General features: G+C 46.2%; 14 protein-coding genes. 4 read left to right on the forward strand and 10 right to left on the reverse strand.

What is annotated here, in order from left to right; translation table 11 throughout:
• Positions 1–127 precede the first annotated feature (127 nt).
• Complete coding sequence (locus IKG78_RS05450) at positions 128–1660, forward strand: FISUMP domain-containing protein (protein WP_290940552.1); 1533 nt, start codon at positions 128–130, stop codon at positions 1658–1660.
• Positions 1661–1663: 3 nt separating this feature from the next.
• Here the strand turns inward: IKG78_RS05450 and hemB are convergent, their stop codons facing one another.
• The 5 genes from hemB to IKG78_RS05475 form a co-directional block, all read right to left on the reverse strand.
• Positions 1664–2632, reverse strand: a complete 969-nt coding sequence (hemB, locus tag IKG78_RS05455; protein ID WP_290940555.1) for a porphobilinogen synthase — start codon at positions 2630–2632, stop codon at positions 1664–1666.
• Positions 2633–2688: 56 nt separating this feature from the next.
• Positions 2689–3051 carry a hypothetical protein gene (locus IKG78_RS05460; protein ID WP_290940558.1) on the reverse strand — a complete coding sequence of 121 codons (363 nt, stop codon included), beginning with the start codon at positions 3049–3051 and terminating at the stop codon, positions 2689–2691.
• Positions 3042–3380: a DUF5674 family protein gene (locus IKG78_RS05465; protein ID WP_290940561.1), complete on the reverse strand. Its 339-nt coding sequence runs from the start codon at positions 3378–3380 to the stop codon at positions 3042–3044. The genes IKG78_RS05460 and IKG78_RS05465 overlap by 10 nt, the downstream gene beginning before the upstream one ends.
• A gap of 189 nt (positions 3381–3569) precedes the next feature.
• Positions 3570–4244, reverse strand: coding sequence for a hypothetical protein (locus IKG78_RS05470; protein ID WP_290940565.1), 675 nt, complete (start codon positions 4242–4244; stop codon positions 3570–3572).
• Positions 4245–4324: 80 nt separating this feature from the next.
• Entirely contained in the window at positions 4325–4477 is a 153-nt protein-coding gene (locus IKG78_RS05475; RefSeq protein ID WP_290940568.1) for a hypothetical protein, read from the reverse strand.
• Between the two features lie 451 nt (positions 4478–4928).
• On the opposite strand from IKG78_RS05475, the gene IKG78_RS05480 reads away from it, so the two are divergent.
• Positions 4929–6203 carry a fibronectin type III domain-containing protein gene (locus IKG78_RS05480; protein WP_290940571.1) on the forward strand — a complete coding sequence of 425 codons (1275 nt, stop codon included), beginning with the start codon at positions 4929–4931 and terminating at the stop codon, positions 6201–6203.
• A 180-nt stretch (positions 6204–6383) separates the two neighbouring features.
• The gene (locus IKG78_RS05485) at positions 6384–9209 is read left to right on the forward strand and encodes a fibronectin type III domain-containing protein (protein WP_290940573.1); all 2826 of its coding nucleotides are present in this window, start codon (positions 6384–6386) and stop codon (positions 9207–9209) included.
• 98 nt (positions 9210–9307) lie between these two features.
• Here IKG78_RS05485 and IKG78_RS05490 read toward each other — a convergent pair whose 3' ends face one another.
• A complete protein-coding gene (locus IKG78_RS05490) occupies positions 9308–10291 on the reverse strand; it encodes an NAD(P)-dependent oxidoreductase (protein ID WP_290940576.1) in 984 nt (327 codons plus the stop codon).
• A 43-nt stretch (positions 10292–10334) separates the two neighbouring features.
• Positions 10335–12305, reverse strand: a complete 1971-nt coding sequence (cobA, locus tag IKG78_RS05495) for a uroporphyrinogen-III C-methyltransferase (protein WP_290940579.1) — start codon at positions 12303–12305, stop codon at positions 10335–10337.
• 52 nt (positions 12306–12357) lie between these two features.
• Between cobA and IKG78_RS05500 the strand changes: the two genes are divergently transcribed.
• Positions 12358–12912, forward strand: a complete 555-nt coding sequence (locus tag IKG78_RS05500) for a deaminase (RefSeq protein ID WP_290940582.1) — start codon at positions 12358–12360, stop codon at positions 12910–12912.
• Between the two features lie 329 nt (positions 12913–13241).
• Here the strand turns inward: IKG78_RS05500 and IKG78_RS05505 are convergent, their stop codons facing one another.
• The 3 genes from IKG78_RS05505 to dapF all read right to left on the reverse strand — a co-directional run bounded on the left by IKG78_RS05505 (position 13242) and on the right by dapF (position 17063).
• On the reverse strand, positions 13242–14756 hold the full coding sequence (locus IKG78_RS05505; RefSeq protein WP_290940585.1) for a sigma 54-interacting transcriptional regulator: 1515 nt from the start codon (positions 14754–14756) through the stop codon (positions 13242–13244).
• A gap of 246 nt (positions 14757–15002) precedes the next feature.
• Positions 15003–16211, reverse strand: a complete 1209-nt coding sequence (locus IKG78_RS05510; protein ID WP_290940588.1) for an LL-diaminopimelate aminotransferase — start codon at positions 16209–16211, stop codon at positions 15003–15005.
• A 48-nt stretch (positions 16212–16259) separates the two neighbouring features.
• Positions 16260–17063 (reverse strand): diaminopimelate epimerase, encoded by an 804-nt coding sequence (gene dapF / locus IKG78_RS05515; RefSeq protein ID WP_290940591.1) that lies wholly within the window; start codon positions 17061–17063, stop codon positions 16260–16262.
• Positions 17064–17629 lie beyond the last annotated feature (566 nt).

The following is a 17629-nucleotide window of genomic DNA, read 5'->3' on the forward strand; positions in this document are numbered from 1 at the left end:
ATCCTCTTTCAAGCCCTTTCTTGATAACGGCTTTTGAGCCACAATAAAAGCATTTTTTTTGTCATATAACAAAAATATCCCTCAAAGCCTGTAGCCATAAGGGATAGAAACGATTTTAGGTCTCCAAATGACACTTAAGCCCGTGAAAAAGATTACTGCATTACTTTTCTTATGTACGCTTTTTGTGGCCTGTAGCGAAGAAAAAACGGTTTCGGTATCACCGGAATTAGCATACGACGAAGTTTACGCATACAGGAATTTGCCCAAATGCGACGAAGCATTATATGCCCTGACCTACTATGTACAAAGCGAAAATACTAAGTACAAATGCATAGACGGGAAATGGCAAAACGAAATTTCGGCAGACACGGAGAGAAAAATAACTAGCAATTCCAGCAATTCTTCAAAAACAAATTATTCAAGTATAATTTACGTTAGCCGGAGTTCATCTTCTTTACGTTCAAGTTCATCAGCACAATCCAGTTCGTCAAGCCGTTCAAGTTCCTCATCATTCAGCTCCAGTTCAGTCTTTTACACGATTGCGTTGTTCGGCAACTGCACCGCAGACCGCAAAGGCGAAAAAATCTTGCAAAACGACAGCACTAAATTTAATTATCTTGCTGAATTTATATGCGAGCCGCCATCTTGGCATCGTATGATGGCCTACGACTATTCCCTCGAAGAACTACACAAATCAAGCGCTAATTACGGTACGTTAATCGATGAACGCGATGGAGAAATTTACAAAACGGTCGTTATCGGAAAAACCGAATGGATGGCAGAAAACTTGCGCTATAAAATTCCAAACGATCCCACGTTCGAAGGCGGGAAAAATTGTTTCCAAGAAAACCCGAAATACTGTAAAGTAGGTGGATATTATTACAGCTATGCCGACAGAGATTCCGCTTGTCCAGCTGATTGGTATTTACCGAATGACGATGTAGTAACCGAACTCAAAAACCGAACAACAGATAATTCCATTAAGTCGCAAATTGGATGGTACACGAGTAAGGGGTCTCCCGTTTTCGACAACACCAACGAATCGGGCTTTACATTGCTACCAGAAATTGCGATTATGGCAGCAGGAACAAACACAAAACAAAAAAAGCTTGGCTATTATAAGTTACCCCAAAGCGGCATTTACAGCGGGCAAAGTTACGCTGGAGACGGCAAATATGTAAAAGCCTATCACATCCGCTGCGTAAGACAAGCGCAATTATCTTCTAGCAGTGTCGCAAGCTCCTCAAGTGTAGTAATCTCATCAAGTGCGGCAAATTCTTCGAGCAGCGTCGCAAGTTCATCAAGTGCAGCAAATTCTTCGAGCAGTACCGCAAAATCATCATCGAGTATCGCACAATCTTCAAGTTCTTCAGCACCCCTGAGTTCTTCTAGCGTGAACGACGCAACATCTTCAAGTTCATCCAATTCTACAGAGCAACAAAGCTCATCGAGCATTGAAGAACAGCCCGTATCGTCAAGTTCTGCGAATTCGTCAAGTGCAGCTGAACCACAAAGTTCATCAAGCGTTGTAGAAGAAACTTCTTCAAGCGATGCAGAAACACCAAGTTCATCAAGCGATACAGAAGAGTCTTCTGCAAGCACTGCAGAAGACCCATCGTCATCAAATTCTAGCGAACCAGAAAGTTCGGGCAGCTTATAAATTTTATTTCAACAGCCCCTTTTCCAGCACTTCTTTCGCGTGGTACGTGATAATGATGTCCGCACCAGCGCGTCTGAACGCAATCAAGTTCTCACGGATAATCGCGTTTTCGTCAATCCAGCCCATCTTTGCAGCAGCCTTGACCATCGAATATTCTCCGCTGACGTTATATACAGCGACCGGCACGTTGCTGATTTCAGCCGTTTCACGCAGCACATCGAGGAACGCAAGCCCAGGCTTCACCATCACGATATCGGCACCTTCTTCCAAATCGAGCTCCACTTCATGGAGCGCTTCACGACCGTTGCGCACATCCATCTGGTACGTCTTGCGGTTGCCAAAATGCGGAGCAGAATCCGCAGCATCGCGGAACGGGCCGTAAAACGCACTCGCGAATTTAGCACTGTAACCCATAATCGGCGTATTCGCAAAACCAGCCGCATCAAGCGCTTCGCGAAGAGCCGTGATGTGGCCATCCATCATGTCGCTCGGAGCGACCATGTCAGCACCGGCAGCCACCTGCGAAACAGCGGTCTTTGCCAAAAGTTCTAGCGTCGGGTCGTTATCCACGTCACCATCATTGACAATGCCGCAATGGCCATGGCTCATGTATTCGCAAAGGCACACGTCTGTAATCACGTACAAATTCGGGAACTTCGCCTTGACCGCACGCACGGCACGCTGCACGATACCGTTCTCGTCATAAGCGCTGCTCGCAATTTCGTCCTTGTAGTTCGGAATCCCGAACAAAAGAATAGACTTTACGCCAACAGCAACACAACTTTCGAGTTCCTTCAAAAGTTCATCCACCGAGAAGCGGAACTGGTTCGGCATGGACGGGATTTCTTCTTTCACCCCCTCCCCTTCTACCACAAACATCGGATAGACGAGGGAATCGGGATTCACGGCAGTTTCTGCAATCATGTTGCGGATAACTTCATTTCTGCGTAAGCGACGAGGACGGAATAACATAATTTAGGTCTTAGGTTTTAGGTGATAGGTTTTAGGATATTAAAAGTATGCAGTAGTTAGTGGTTAGTGATTAGGGTTTGTTGATTTCGAGAGGAGCAAGCATAAAAAATATCAAAATCACGCTGAATCCGCGCTCCATTTGAACAATAAAAATTATCTCCGAGATAATAATCGCAAATAGTTTCCCGCATACGTGTAAATTCTTTAAGATTATGCTTACCACGTTGTGCTTCAATTGTTAGATCAATGAGTTCCAAAGCACGAAAAACAGCCCGTTCTACTTGAGCCTGATTTCCCTTCGCCTTCCAACGATTTGCTCGAGAAATTTCGCTCCCGATATTTAGCATCTGAAGTGACAGCGGCATTTCTGCCCACCGCCCAGCAGCTAACGTTTTATGTTGAACATTTTCTACTTGCATAAAGAATTAATGATCTCCTTCACACAATCTCTAACAACAGGATCATCAATACTACGACTGCGATTTCCTTGATTTGGACGAATATTTATAAGCGAATCGTATTCAATAAAATCATCTCCATCCATTTCTGGATAAAGGTTAAAGCCCCATAAATCCGCTTGCTTAGATCCAGACTGTAAAAGCAAAGTCTCTAAGTCCGCATGCATTTCTGCATCAAGCGCAATTTTCTTTTGAGCAACATCAACAACTCCTTTGACCATATCGCCAAAGTAATGCTCCTGCATTTCTAAAAGTATTTTTTTTTCAAACGGTTCTGAATAAATAATCATTTTTTAGTAGTCGGTAGGATATTAAAAGTAAGCAGTGGTTAGTGGTTAGTGGTTAGTACGCAGTGGTTGAGAATTTTTCTTTAGCAAAAAATAACAAATAATGGTCGGATTTGCCTCCATATGCAAAAAATCTGGCCACAAGGACCAGACTTTTCAAATCAAACGAATTTGTAAACTTTCTACTTCAGATTAAAGAGCATGAGGGCCAATTTGTGCACATGAGAACTTAGATGATGCATCATCATAGAAGTATTCCACTTGATTATCGACATCGCAAGCACGCTTGGCAGAAGCACAACCCGAACCAATCTTATAGACAGTTTTGTCCAAATCGCTTATCGGAGCGCACTTCGCCTTGAAAGATTCTACAGCGGCATCGTCAGCGGCAATCGCATGGCAGGAATGTTGTTTCTGATCCATAATCGTCATTACTTTGTCGCAAGATACAACTGTTTTTCCGTCAAGCTGGGTAGGACCACCCGCATTAGCAGAATAAAAGGGATGAGGACGAATTTCTGTACAAGAGAAATGAGATGAGGCTTCATCATAGAAATATTCAACTTGATTTTGAACATCGCAAGCGAGCTTGGCGGATGGGCAACCCGCACCAATCGTATAGGTATATTTATCCAAGTCGCTTAGCGGGGCGCACTTAGCCTTGAAAGATTCTACAGCGGCATCGTCAGCAGCAATCGCATGGCAGGAATGTTGTTCCATGCCAGCAACCGTCATTACCCTGTCACAAGATACAACAGTTTTTCCATCAAGCTGAGTCGAACCACCTGCATTGGAAGAGGAATCATCGCTACAAGCGGTAAGTGAAACGACAGCGCCAAAAGCGACAATAATTAGCAATTTATTCATATTACACTCTGTAAATAAAACGTTATATTCATATTTACAAAATATTACGGACAAAAACAAAGAAAGCAAGCCAAAAAAATTTATTTACATTCAAACTCACGTTCAATTTTAGCTAAATCGTTGGCCCATTCAGTCTGGATTTTCTGCTTGAGTTTTTTGGCGAGCGAGGGGGCGCGGCCCTGCGTGGAGACGGTCACGGCAATGTTTTCGCCGAAATCCATGCGTGCAGGCACGATAAAATCGCCATCGCGGTAATCACAAGCGTTGTTTACCAGAATACGACGGGCGCGAGCGTCGTTGCTGACTTGAGCGTTTACCGCAGGCTGGTCCGTTCAAATAAAAACCATGAATATTCCGCGAAGGTCCAATGACTCGTAAGGACGCTTAATTAAGACGAGGGACGAGAGATTATTCTGACTAGACACATCTCTTTCGTGTTCGAGAATTCTTTCCAGTCGCCGAGGCAAGGCAAAAGAGTTATTGGAATTTGCAGGAGCTCCGCCCCTAAGACCCGGTAAAGCAATGTAAGACAAAATTGGTTACTACGAAGAGCGCTTTGGCATCAAAAACCGTCCTTTTGCAACATTTTTATCACTTTTTTCTCCGCAAAAAAACATTTCCCTCCCCTTTTAAATACAATTGTATTATATTTATCGTAAATAATTTTTTTCCAATGGAGTTCACATGAAAAAATCAGTCTTTTGGAAACTGGGTATTTTAGCAGCCCTAGCCTTTGGGCTTAATGCCTGTTCAGAATCAACATCCGCTGAAGATGACGATGAACCAACTTACTCGTCGCCAAGCAACGCTGGAAAGACATCATCATCCAGCGTAAAGGGGTCTTGCAAATCTGTAACAGCAAACCTTTCCACCCCAACCAACCTGCAAGTCGTTAAAAACGGCGACAACAAGTGGGTCCTTATTTGGGATTATTCCGCAAACGATGATCGTCCTGAAACTAGTTTCATCATCGAATCTCTTAACATGTCGGACAAGCAGCCCAAGTGGCAAACGATTGATTCCACTAACGCTGGTGTGATCATGTACAACTTGAGCGGGGAATCCAAGGCCGGCAAGTACTACCGCGTTTCGGCTAAAGACGCGTGCGGAGTTTCCAAAGCGACAGACATGGTAGAAGTCGCTGCCGCAGGTTCCAATACCACATCTAATGCTGAACTTGCCGTACCATCGAATCTCAAGCTTGAAAACATCGGTGAAAACTTGTGGCAACTCTCTTGGAGCTACACAAACAACGAAAACCGCCCCGAACAGGGATTCAAACTCCAAAGCTTAGACCTTAATGCAGACAGTCCTAAATGGACAGATGCAGGAACCACCAACAAAGGTGTCCATGTTGTAAAAATCGACGGCACCAAGAAGGGTGGTTTGCTCTACCATGTGGCCGCCAAGGACAACAATGGTGTTTCCGAATATTCTGCAGAAATCACCATTCCACGCGTAGATAGCACAAGTTCTTCATCTGACATCAACATGGATTTGGCTGTACCGACCAATTTGAAGCTCGATTCCATCGGTGTCAACAAGTACCAGCTCTCCTGGAGCTACACCGACAACAAGAATCGTCCCGAAAACGGATTTAGATTGCAGAGTCTCAACGTAACAGCCTCCAAACCGGCATGGGCAGTAATAGACTCTACAAACAAAGGTGTACGTTTTATCATTATCGATGCAACCAAGCAGGGTGGACGTTATCTCCGTGTCGCCGCCAAGGATGCTAAGGGAACATCTACGTATTCCGCCGAAATTCAAGTTCCCGCTGCGGATACAACAAAAGTAGCCGGTCAGGAGGTCAACTTAGCAGTCCCCACCAATTTGACACTCCAAGAATTAGGAAACAACGAATACTTGCTCTCTTGGAACTACACCAATAACGATAAACGTCCCGAAAACGGTTTCAAGCTCCAAAGTTTGGACTTTAACGCAGCTAAGCCCCAATGAAGTGACGAAGGAACCACAAACAAAGGTGTTCACGTCTATAAAATTGACGCAACAAAGAAAGGCGGACTCATCTTCCATGTAGCAGCCTATGATAAGAACGGAACTTCAGAATATTCTGTTGAAATCAGCATTCCGCGTGTCGATACAACGTCATCAACCTCTTCAAACATGGACTTGGCAGTGCCAACCAACTTGAAGCTCGATTCCATCGGTGTCAACAAATACCAGCTCTCTTGGAGCTACACCGACAACAAGAATCGCCCCGAAAACGGATTTAGAATACAACGCCTCGACTTGACTGCCAAGACGCCGGCTTGGGCAGCAATCGATTCCACAAACAAGAGTGTACGCCGTATCATTATCGACGCCAACAAGATGGGCGGTTACTACCTCCGCGTTGCAGCAAAGGACGCTAAGGGAACATCGACATACTCTTCTGAAATCCAAGTACCCAAAGCCGATACAACTAAAGTTGCCGGTCAGGAAATTAACTTGGCAGTCCCCACCGGCTTGACGCTTAAAGAATTAGGAAACAACGAATACCTGCTTTCTTGGAACTACACCAATAACGCAAAGCGTCCAGAAAACGGATTTAAGCTCCAAAGCCTTGACTTTACAGCCGCAAATCCGCAATGGACTGACGATGGTACAACCAACAAAGGCGTTCACGTCTATAGAATCGACGCAACAAAAAAGGGCGGCCTCATATTCCACGTGGCAGCAAAAGATGCCAATGGGATTTCTGAATACTCTGCTGAAATTAGCATTCCACGTGTCGATACTACGGCATCAACCTCATCGAACATGGACTTGTCCGTACCCACCAACATAAAATTGGATTCTATCGGCGTTAATAAATACCAACTTTCTTGGAGCTACACCGACAACAAGAATCGCCCGGAAAACGGATTTAGAGTACAGCGTCTCGACTTGACCGCCAAGACTCCGACATGGGCTGCAATTGACTCCACAAACAAAGGCGTTCGCTTTATCATTATCGATGCCAACAAGATGGGCGGTTACTACCTCCGCGTTGCAGCTAAGGATGCCAAGGGAACCTCCGCATACTCCACCGAAGTTCAAGTTCCCAATGCCGATACGACTAAAGTCGCCGGTCAGGAAATTGCATTAGCAGTACCGACAAAACTGACTCTTACCACGTTGGGAGACAACCAGTACTTGCTTTCTTGGCAATATAACGACAACGAAAAACGCCCCGAAAACGGATTCAAGCTCCAAAGTTTGGACTTTAGCGCAGCGAATCCGCAATGGACGGATGATGGCACGACAAATAAAGGTGTTCACGTTTATAAGATCGACGGCACCAAGAAGGGCGGTCTCATGTTCCATGTGGCAGCAAAGGATAGCAAGGGTATTTCCGCATACTCTGAAGAAATTACGATTCCAAGCATTTCTGATAGCACCGGCACCGGTACAATTGACTTGGCAGTCCCGACAAACTTGAAAGTGGATTCCATCGGAGTCAACAAGTACCAGCTTTCTTGGAGCTATACCAACAACAAGAGTCGCCCGGAAAATGGCTTTAGGCTGCAAATTCTCGACTTGAGCGTAGCAAAACCGGCTTGGGCCAACTTGGATTCTACAAACAAGGGCGTTCGCTTGTACAACATCGACGCCACCAAGCATGGCGGCAAGTACGTCCGCATCGCCGCTAAGGACTCCAAAGGATCTTCGGAATACTCTTCTGAAGTCATGATTCCAAACCAGGATACGACGAAGGTCGCCGGTCAGGAAATCGACCTTGCCGTGCCTGCAAACCTGAGCCTCACCTCTTTGGGCAACAACGAATACATGCTTTCTTGGGAATACACAGACGCACCTAAACGTCCAGCTAAGGGATTCGTCTTGCAGAAACTCGTTATCGCAAACGGTAACTCTTGGGAAGATATTAAGGCAACCGTCAATAAAGACGTCTTGTTCTACAAGCTTTCCTCCGACACTGAAAAATACTATGTGAGAGTTGCCGCCAAGGATGACAAGGGCATAAGTGCATACTCTAATGTCATGGAAGTTCCGAAAAAAGGCGAAGGTGAAGATTTGACAACGCCTCCGACGAACCTCACGATTGCTCGTATTGCACCGAGCGTTTGGGAACTGACTTGGGATTACGGTGTCACGGTTGATAATCCGAACAGAAAGTTCATCATCCAAAGCTCTAAACTCAAAGACTTCAAATGGGTTGATATCGGAACGAAGATTGATGGAGGCTTACGCAACTATTACATCCAGGGTCGCGACAAGATTGAAACATACTACCGCATGGCTGTCGTCAATGACGGAGATACGTCTGCCTTTAGCGAAGTTGTGCAGTTGACTCCGGAAATCAAATACCGCGACTACATGGCACTTGACGTTCCTCAACCATCAATGAAGTTTACATTAAGCTTTACCAATGCACTTGAAGTTGATAAAGACACTTCGACTAAAGAAGATGTCACATTTACGAATGCAATGGCCACATACACAATTACAAGTAACTTCATCAGTAAATACATTTTCGAATCGGAATATACCGATACAGTTTATTACGAAGCTCGTTGGTTCAACTCTCTAGAACATTACAATTACTACAAGGAAACCTGTGAAGGAAGAAAACATTCCGACTATTGCGACAGCTGTTATTGGGATGAAACATTCCCCTATCAGGAACCATCTATCAGAAAAGGTGTCTATAGCAGTGATTCGTTAAAATCCGGAGAAACGGTTTATGAATACTGTATGGCAACATCAAATTACAACCCCAGCGATCATTACAAGCTATTCGTATCAACAACACCCGAAGATGAATGGAACCGTATCTTATATACTGAAGTAGATATGTCTAGTTGCCTAGAAAGTCATGTTCGTAGTATATGTGGCTATTATGTACAACTCCGCATTGTCTGGACCGATAAGAACGGAGAAACAGATTGGAGTGAATGGACACAACCATACAATGTATCCGACATCAGTGGAGCAGATCAACTCTGTGATGCAGGACATTAATATATAAAAGACTAATTAAACAGCCGCTGCAAATTGCAGCGGCTGTTTTTTTGAGCAAAGTTCAACAAAAAAATGCTCGAAGCATTCTCTACGAAGAACTACTTTTTTTCGTGATATTCGCGTTCGACTTGCGTGAGGCCCTCGGCCCATTCCGTCTGAATTTTTTGTTTGAGCTTTTTCGCAAGCGATGGGGCGCGCCCCTGCGTCGAGACTGTCACAGCAATATTTTCACCAAAGTCCATACGTGCAGGCACGATAAAATCGCCATCGCGGTAATCGCAAGCATTGTTCACCAAAATGCGACGGGCACGGGCATCGTTGCTGACCTGAGCGTTTACCGCAGGCTGGTCGGTACAGATGAAAACCATGAATATTCCGCGAAGATCCAAAGACTCGTAAGGACGCTTGATTAAGACGATAGGCGATAGACTATAGACGAAAGGCGGAGCCTCATTCTTTCGTCTAAGAGTTTCAAATTCGGGGTCAAATTGCGGGGCGACTACGGTAATGCGTGCACCTGTAGGCAAAAGCGTTTTCACTTTGCGGAGCGCAATAGAACCGCCGCCAACCACAAGTACATTCCGCCCTTCGAGATTGAGTTCGATGGAAAAGAGGTTTGAGGTTTTAGACGAGAGACGAGAGACGAGAGACGAGAGATGATTTCCTTCAACAACGCCATTATTTTCTTTCGTCTTTCGTCTGTAGCCCGCGTCAGTGGGCGTTCTTTCGTCTATTTGCGCATTACGGAGGCCGCAGACAACCATGTTCGAGAATTCTTTCCAGTCGCCGAGGCAAGGCAAAAGAGTTATTGGAATTTGCGGGAACTCCGCCTGCAAATGAGCAACAACTTTAGGCACATCATTTTTCGTGTGCTGCCCGTTCAGCAACAAGTACGGCAAAAGCGTCACCGATTCTACATCTTCACGCAAAAGCGTACGAAGGTCATTTTCCAAATCCAAAAGACTCGTACTCGCCACACGCGTACCCGGCATGTCATGATGCAAGCGGTCAAGAATTTCTTCGAATCCTTTGTACGCACCCGGCAAAATGCAATGATGAGCTATAATCAAGACGGCTTTCATATTTTTAGTAGGATGTAGGCAGTAGGAAGTTGGAAGTAGTTTGCTATTGTTTTTTCACTGTATAATATTCAACGATTTTTTTGACAAGGGAATCCACCGTGGTTTCGTCGGACGTGATGGTTTCAAAGCCATGCTTACGTGCGGACGCTTCCGTCATGCGGCCAATGCAGAAGGCGTAGTTCGGCAGGCTCACCAACCTGAACGAGAGACGAGAGAGGCGACCATTGTCATCCTGAGTGAGTTCCGCGAACGAAGTATCCAGAGAATCACTGGATTCTTCACTCCGTTCAGAATGACGTGCTGTTACATTTGAAATCAACTTTACAAAATTCTCGACGGCGCTGGAACTTGCAAAGACGATTGCATCGGCACTGGCGATGGCTTCGCGTTTCCACTCGGGGAGTTCTGCAACCGGGAGCGTTTCATAAACAATCCAACGAGTCGCTTTGGGCAAAAGCTTGAGCAAAGTATCATCGGCGAGGTTGCCTTGCAAAAGAAGGATGCGAGATTCATCAGGTATGGGGTATGAGGTCGCACCTTCGGTGCTTTGGGGTATGAGCGATGCTAAAAGCTTTCCCAGGCCTTCGCCGGTATGGTCTTCGGGGACGTAATCGCAGCGGATGCCATATTCGAGCAATTTCTTTTCGGTAATCTTACCGACGCTCGCGATTTTTTTGCCAGCAAGTACGCGAACATCGTAACCCGCAGCAAACAACTGTTTGAAGAAACTTTCAACGCCATTCGTACTCGTGAAAGCGAGAACGTCGAAGTTCGCGAGGGTGTTGAAGTCGGCAATACAATTCACATCTAGATTCTTCGACTTCGCATCTTCGATGCTCCGCTCAGGATGACACACAACCAAAGGGCAATCGAGCGTGCGGGTTTCAATCATCGGGGTCTCGATGACCTCGGCACCGAGGGCTGTCAAGCGAGATGCAATTCCGCTCGACTGTTTTGCGGCTCGCGTTACGACTAAACGCTTGCCCGAAAGCGGCAAATTCTTTTTCCATGCAAGCGATTTGCCGAGTTCAACCACACCGCCCATAATAGTAATCGCTGGAGCAGTCACGTGTTCACGGACAATAGTCTCCCCCGCTGTTTCAAGCGTCGCCATCACAGTACGCTGAAATGGAGTCGTTCCTTTTTCGATAAAGGCTAGCGGAGTTTTTGGATCCTTGCCGCACTCGATAAGGCGATGTGCGATAAAGTCCATATTACCAATACCCATCAAGAAAATGAGCGTCCCCGGACAACGTGCGAGAGATTCAAAGTCAAGCGAGAAATTGCTTTGGATTCTATCGCCTTCGGCTCCAGAATGACATTCATCCTTGATTCTATCGGTCGCTTCGCTCCCTCCAGAATGACAGCATGTTTCGTCGTTGTGCTCGGAGGGCGAAATGACAGAAGTAAACTTGTTTTCGCGACACTCGCCTCTTTCGTCTTTGCACTCTGTGCAAGACCGGTCGGCTCGGTCATGCAAGCATGTAAACATGCTTGCGCGACTCTCGCCTCTTTCGTCTTTCGTCTGTAGCGAGCCGGCGAGCGTTCTTTCGTCTAACTTCTCATGCCCAGTAATGATGTGAAAGCTTGTTGCGATACCTCGATGGCTCACAGGTATTCCAGCATAAGCGGGTACTGCAATCGCAGAGGTCACACCCGGCACAACTTCAAATTCTATGCCCGCAGCCACAAGCTCTAAAGCCTCTTCGCCGCCACGACCGAAAACGAACGGGTCGCCGCCTTTCAAACGAGCGATGGTCGCCCCCTTCATTTCACAAGCAAACTTCACCAAAAGTTTATTGATTTCAGACTGTTTGACTTTGTGGTGCGTCGGCATCTTGCCCACATCGACCATTTTTGCACTAGGATTGCACATACCAAGAATGGCGGGCGAAACCAAGCGGTCATAAACGACGACATCGGCTTTTTGCAAAATTGCATGAGCACGCAGAGTCAAAAGCCCCGGATCGCCAGGACCCGCACCAATCAAATAAACTTTGCCTAAATTTTCCATCAAACCTAAATTTAGAAAAACTTCCTGTTTTAAATTTGCTTATATTTTTAGCATGAATAGTTCTAGAGCAAAGCTTCGCGACGAAGTCTATACGCAGATGATGTGTGCACAGGCACGCCTTTCTAAAGATCAAAATACGCAAATGGGCGCAGTTCTCGTCAGTGCAGACGGACGCGTCATCAGCACAGGTTACAATGGCGCTCCCGCCGGATTCGACGACGAAACTGTCCCATACACGCGAGAAAAGCAACTCCTCGCCTACGACCTTTTAGATGCCGATACCGGCGAACTCATCAGCCATCACGAATTCGAAGCGAACAAGTATCCGTTCATGGTCCATGCCGAAATCAATGCGCTCCATTACGCCCGCGGCAAAGTGCCTCCAGGTTCCAAGCTCTACGTGATCGGATTCCCCTGCGAACGCTGCGCCCTCGATGTCAGCCTCTCCGGCGTTGCAGAAGTATTTGTAACAAAAGATGATTACGACCCCAAATCCACGCTGAACAACAGCCGTGACACAGCTTACTACATGTTCGCACAAGCGGGCATCATCGTAACACTTTGCGGCAAACGCATCAAACCGATTGTTTCCAAGCCGAACAAATAAAATTGCAGCAGCTGTGTTCGAATTGTCAGGATGCCGCGAGGGGAATTGTATAAGGAGGTCCCCGGTCCAAGCCGGGGAAGACAGCGAGGGAAACAGCACTGGTTCCTATCGCATTCTGTCACCCTGGAGGGAGTGTAACGACCGATAGGGTCCATACATTACACGAATCATCGTCATGTTGAGGGGCGTAGCCACGAAACATCCAGTCACTTTCCGCCTAAGCTTTTCAAGACTTCACTGGATCCTTCAGGCTTTCGCCCTCTGGATGACGGATGAAAAAAGAACTCGCAGACTATCCGCGAGCTCTTTTTTACATACCGATTTACAGATTACTTTGCATTCATGCCTAATTTATTCATACGGTAGTTCATCATTCGCGGTGAAATACCGAGTTCGCGGCCCGCGGCAGAAATATTGCCGTCGTTTCGCTTGATGGCTTCCGTAATCAATTCCTTTTCGTAATTATTCAACATGACATCAAGCGGGGCCTGATTTGCAACAGGTTTCCCCGATCCTGTGCTAAGGCTCGTTTGCAGCGAAGGCGGCAAATTGTAACTGTGGATGCAGTTGTCACTTGCCGTAAGCACCGCACGTTCAATGCAGTTTTCGAGTTCACGCACGTTGCCCGGCCAATGATAGCTCATCAACAAATTAATTGCGGTCGTCGAAAGGCGAACGATATTCTTGCCGTACTTCAAGTTCATCTTTTCGATGAAATGTTCTGCAAGCAAAATAATATCGCTATGGCGTTTCGCCAAATCCGGCATCGAAATCGGGAAGATATTCAAGCGGTAAAACAAGTCCTCGCGGAAAAGCTTTTTCGCCATCAATTCTTCGAGATTACGGCTCGTCGCCGCCAAGAAACGCACGTTAGAATGGAGTTCTTCGTTACTGCCGACCCTGCTGAAGGTTCGCTCCTGCAAAAAACGCAAGAGTTTCACTTGGGTCTGCATCGTCAAATCGCCAATTTCATCCAAAAAGAGCGTTCCGCCGTCGGCAATTTCGGCACGGCCTTTACGCATGGTGATAGCACCCGTAAACGCCCCTTTTTCGTGACCGAAAAGTTCGCTTTCTACAAGATTTTCAGGGAGCGCGGCACAGTTCAAAGTCACAAATGGCTTGTCTTTGCGGTTCGAAAGATCCACAATAGCACGGGCAATCATCTCCTTACCCGTTCCGCTACCGCCACGGATGAGAACCGTAGCATCGGACTTCGCCACCTGATTCACTTGTTCATAGACGATTTGCATTTCGCGACAATTACCGACAAGGTTGCTCGGCTTGCCACTGAGCATGTCACGCAGTTTTTGGTTTTCATCCACCAGCGACTGGCGTTCCACAAGCATCTTTTGACATTCGCTTGCAGCATCACCCGTAATATTCGCGATAATTTCCAACAGAGCGACATCTCGATCCAAGTCCGTCGCCCCATCAACAGGCCTATCCACGGATAGCGTTCCGATAATTTGTTCATCATGAATCAGCGGAACACAGATAAACGCCACCTGGCAATCATAATTGCGGCTTTCCGTACGGTTCAAGAATCGGGAATCTTTTCTCAAATCGGGAATCACATGGCTACGCCCCGTCTCGGCAACATGACCTGTAATCCCCTCGCCCACCTGGTACTGACCAAGCTGCTTTTTCTTTTCGTCAAGACCATGCGAAGCTTCGATTTTCAGAACATTGCCAAACAGCAGCGTAAACGTGCCGTTCAGCATTCCCATTTCGGTATCCAAAATCGAAAGCACATTATCCAAGAGCTTTTCGACATTTCTCTCATGGATAATTGCCGTACTGATTTTTTGAATGACCGATATTTCTGGACCAATAGGTTGTTTCATAATTTGTAAAATAGAAATTAGTTAGTGGGAAGTGGACGGTAGGAAGTAGGAAGTGGTTAGTGGTTAGTAAACAGTGGTTAGTGGTTAGACGATAGACGAAAGATGAGAGACGAGAGATGAGAGACGAGAGAGAAATAAACGCGGCTTCGCCGCCAAAAAATTAATTTCATTCTTTCTTCTAAATTTCATTAAAACCTCTTTCGTCTTTCGTCTATAGCCCGCCGTAGCGGGCGTTCTTTCGTCTATTTACAGTCTCTCTTTGATGCGCTGGAGTGCAACTTTCGTCTGTTCCTGATCGCCAAAAGCAGTCAAGCGGAAGTATCCTTCACCGCATGGACCGAATCCGCTACCCGGCGTACCGACGACTTCGCACGTCGCAAGGAGCCTGTCAAAGAAGTCAAACGATTTTTCATTTTCTGGAAGTTTCCACCAAATGTAAGGAGCATGTTCACCGCCAAAAACAGTGTAACCGCACGATGTCAGTTCCTTACGGATAATCGCTGCCGTATCCATGTAGTCCTTGATGACAGCCTTTGTTTGTTCCCAACCTTCCGGCGTGTAAATCGCTTCGGCGGCACGCTGCGTCACGTAGTTTACACCATTGAACTTGGTGCACTGGCGACGGTTCCACATCGAACGGAGCTTGCCGAGTTCGTGCGGAACAATCGTGTAAGCACAGCGAACACCCGTGAATCCAGCAGTCTTGCTGAAGCTGCGGAATTCAATTGCGCAAGTGCGAGCTCCCGGAATTTCGTAAATGGAATGCGGCAAATTTTCGTCGCGGATGTAGCAGTTATACGCTCCATCGAACAAAATAAGAGCCCCCGTTTCGTTCGCGTAATCCACGAATTTCTGCAATGTTTCGCGGTTCAGAACCGTACCCGTCGGGTTGTTCGGGCTGCAAAGGTAAATCAACTGCACCGGATTTTTCGGCAAGTCCGGCTGGAAGTTGTTCTCGGCAGTCGATGCAAGATATGTCACTTCGGAGAAATGTCCGTCCGCCTGAAGCGTTCCCGTGCGGCCCGCCATCACGTTACTATCAAGGTAAACCGGATATACTGGGTCAGGAATTGCAATTTTCGCATCAGCCGCAAAGAGTTCCTGAATGTTCGCAACATCGCACTTAGAACCATCACTTACAAATACGTCGTCCGGGTCCATCTCGACTCCGCGGGGAGTGTATTCGCCACGGATAATGGCTTCACGCAAGAAATCGTAGCCTTGTTCGGGACCGTAACCACGGAATGTCCACTTGACGCCCATTTCGTTCACGGCCTTGTGCATGGCCTCGATGACAGCCGGGATAAGCGGAGATGTCACATCGCCAATACCCAAGCGGATGATGTCGGCGTTTTCATGGGTGCCCTGGTATTCTTTTATTTTCTTTGCAATCGTTGAAAAAAGGTAACTGCCAGGAAGACGATCGTAGTAAGGATTGATGATTGATTCGTTCATGATCTAGTGGTTAGTGGTTAGTGATTAGTGGTTAGGCGATTTTAGGGTTTAAACAATTTCGCCTTTAAAGACTTCTTTTGCGGGACCAGTCATAAAGACAGGGCCGCCTTCTTCGTGCTTGATGTGGAGCGTTCCGCCATCGAGAACAACGTCAGCTTCAAGGCCGATGCGTCCAGTGCGTTGAGCAGCCACAAGCGTTGCACAGCTACCCGTACCGCAAGCCATCGTAACGCCGCAACCGCGTTCCCAAACACGCATACGAATCGTGTTGGCATTTACAATCTGTGCAAATTCGATATTGCAGCGATCCGGGAAAATCTTATCGACTTCAAGAATTGCGCCCCATTTTTCAAGCTGAATCTTTTCAATGTCATCGACGAAAATGACCGTATGCGGGTTGCCCATCGACACCGTCTCGCCCGTAAAATCAAACGTATCGGCAGTCAACTTGATCGAGCCGAGGAAATCGCGCGGAAGCCCCATGTTAACACAAACACGGCCATCTGTCAAAACAGATGGCTTCACGATTCCGCTCTTGGTGTGCAATGAAAATTCTGACGCCTGGCTAAGTCCACGGCTTTGAATAAACTTAGCAACGCAACGGGTTGCGTTTCCGCACATGGCGGCTTCGGAACCGTCTGCGTTAAAAATGCGCATTTCAAATTCGTTATTGGCGACGTTTACTGGAGTCACAACGACAACACCGTCAGCACCAATGCCAAAACGTCTATCGCAAAGGTCAACGACTCTTTTTTCAAGAGCAGCCCCAGGAGTCAAATCAAACGATTCACCCGGTTCAACCAAAACGAAGTCGTTACCGAGTCCAGTCCATTTTGAAAATTTCAATGACATAAATTGTAATCCTTTTTGCGGACTATAAGCAAAAACCGTGCCAATTTTACATTCCGTGTAAAAACGGCTTTTTTCACGTAAAAATCGGCATTTTTCAAAAACCAACTATTTTCACAAAATGAATAGATTTACAAAATGTGTAAAATAAAGCAAAAACTTTTACAAAATATGTAAAACTTTAAAATTATCATAGCAGTCATTAAACTTTTTTTAAAGGCAAACTTTCTTCCATATTTTCACACACGTCCCATTCAAACACTTGCAAAATTCCGCTAAACCATCATATCAAAACAAGCTTATTTTTTTTACTTTATAAGCAATTAATTTATTTTTCAAATCAGCCTTTTTGTTGTAAAGCTTTACATTGACATTTTGTCAATGGGGCTTAACAAATGAGAGAAAAAGAATAATATTATGGACATGAATACTACAAAACTCTCTCTCTTCTCTCTCGCTTTGTTGCTCGGCGCATCTGTAGCCACAGCAGCAGACACCATCTACACAGGAACTTTCTTTGACGATAAAGGCGCCTACTACGGCCCGGACTGCGATAAAGAAAAAAACTA

It is taken from the genome of Fibrobacter sp., assembly GCF_017545445.1.
Classification (GTDB): Bacteria; Fibrobacterota; Fibrobacteria; order Fibrobacterales; family Fibrobacteraceae; genus Fibrobacter.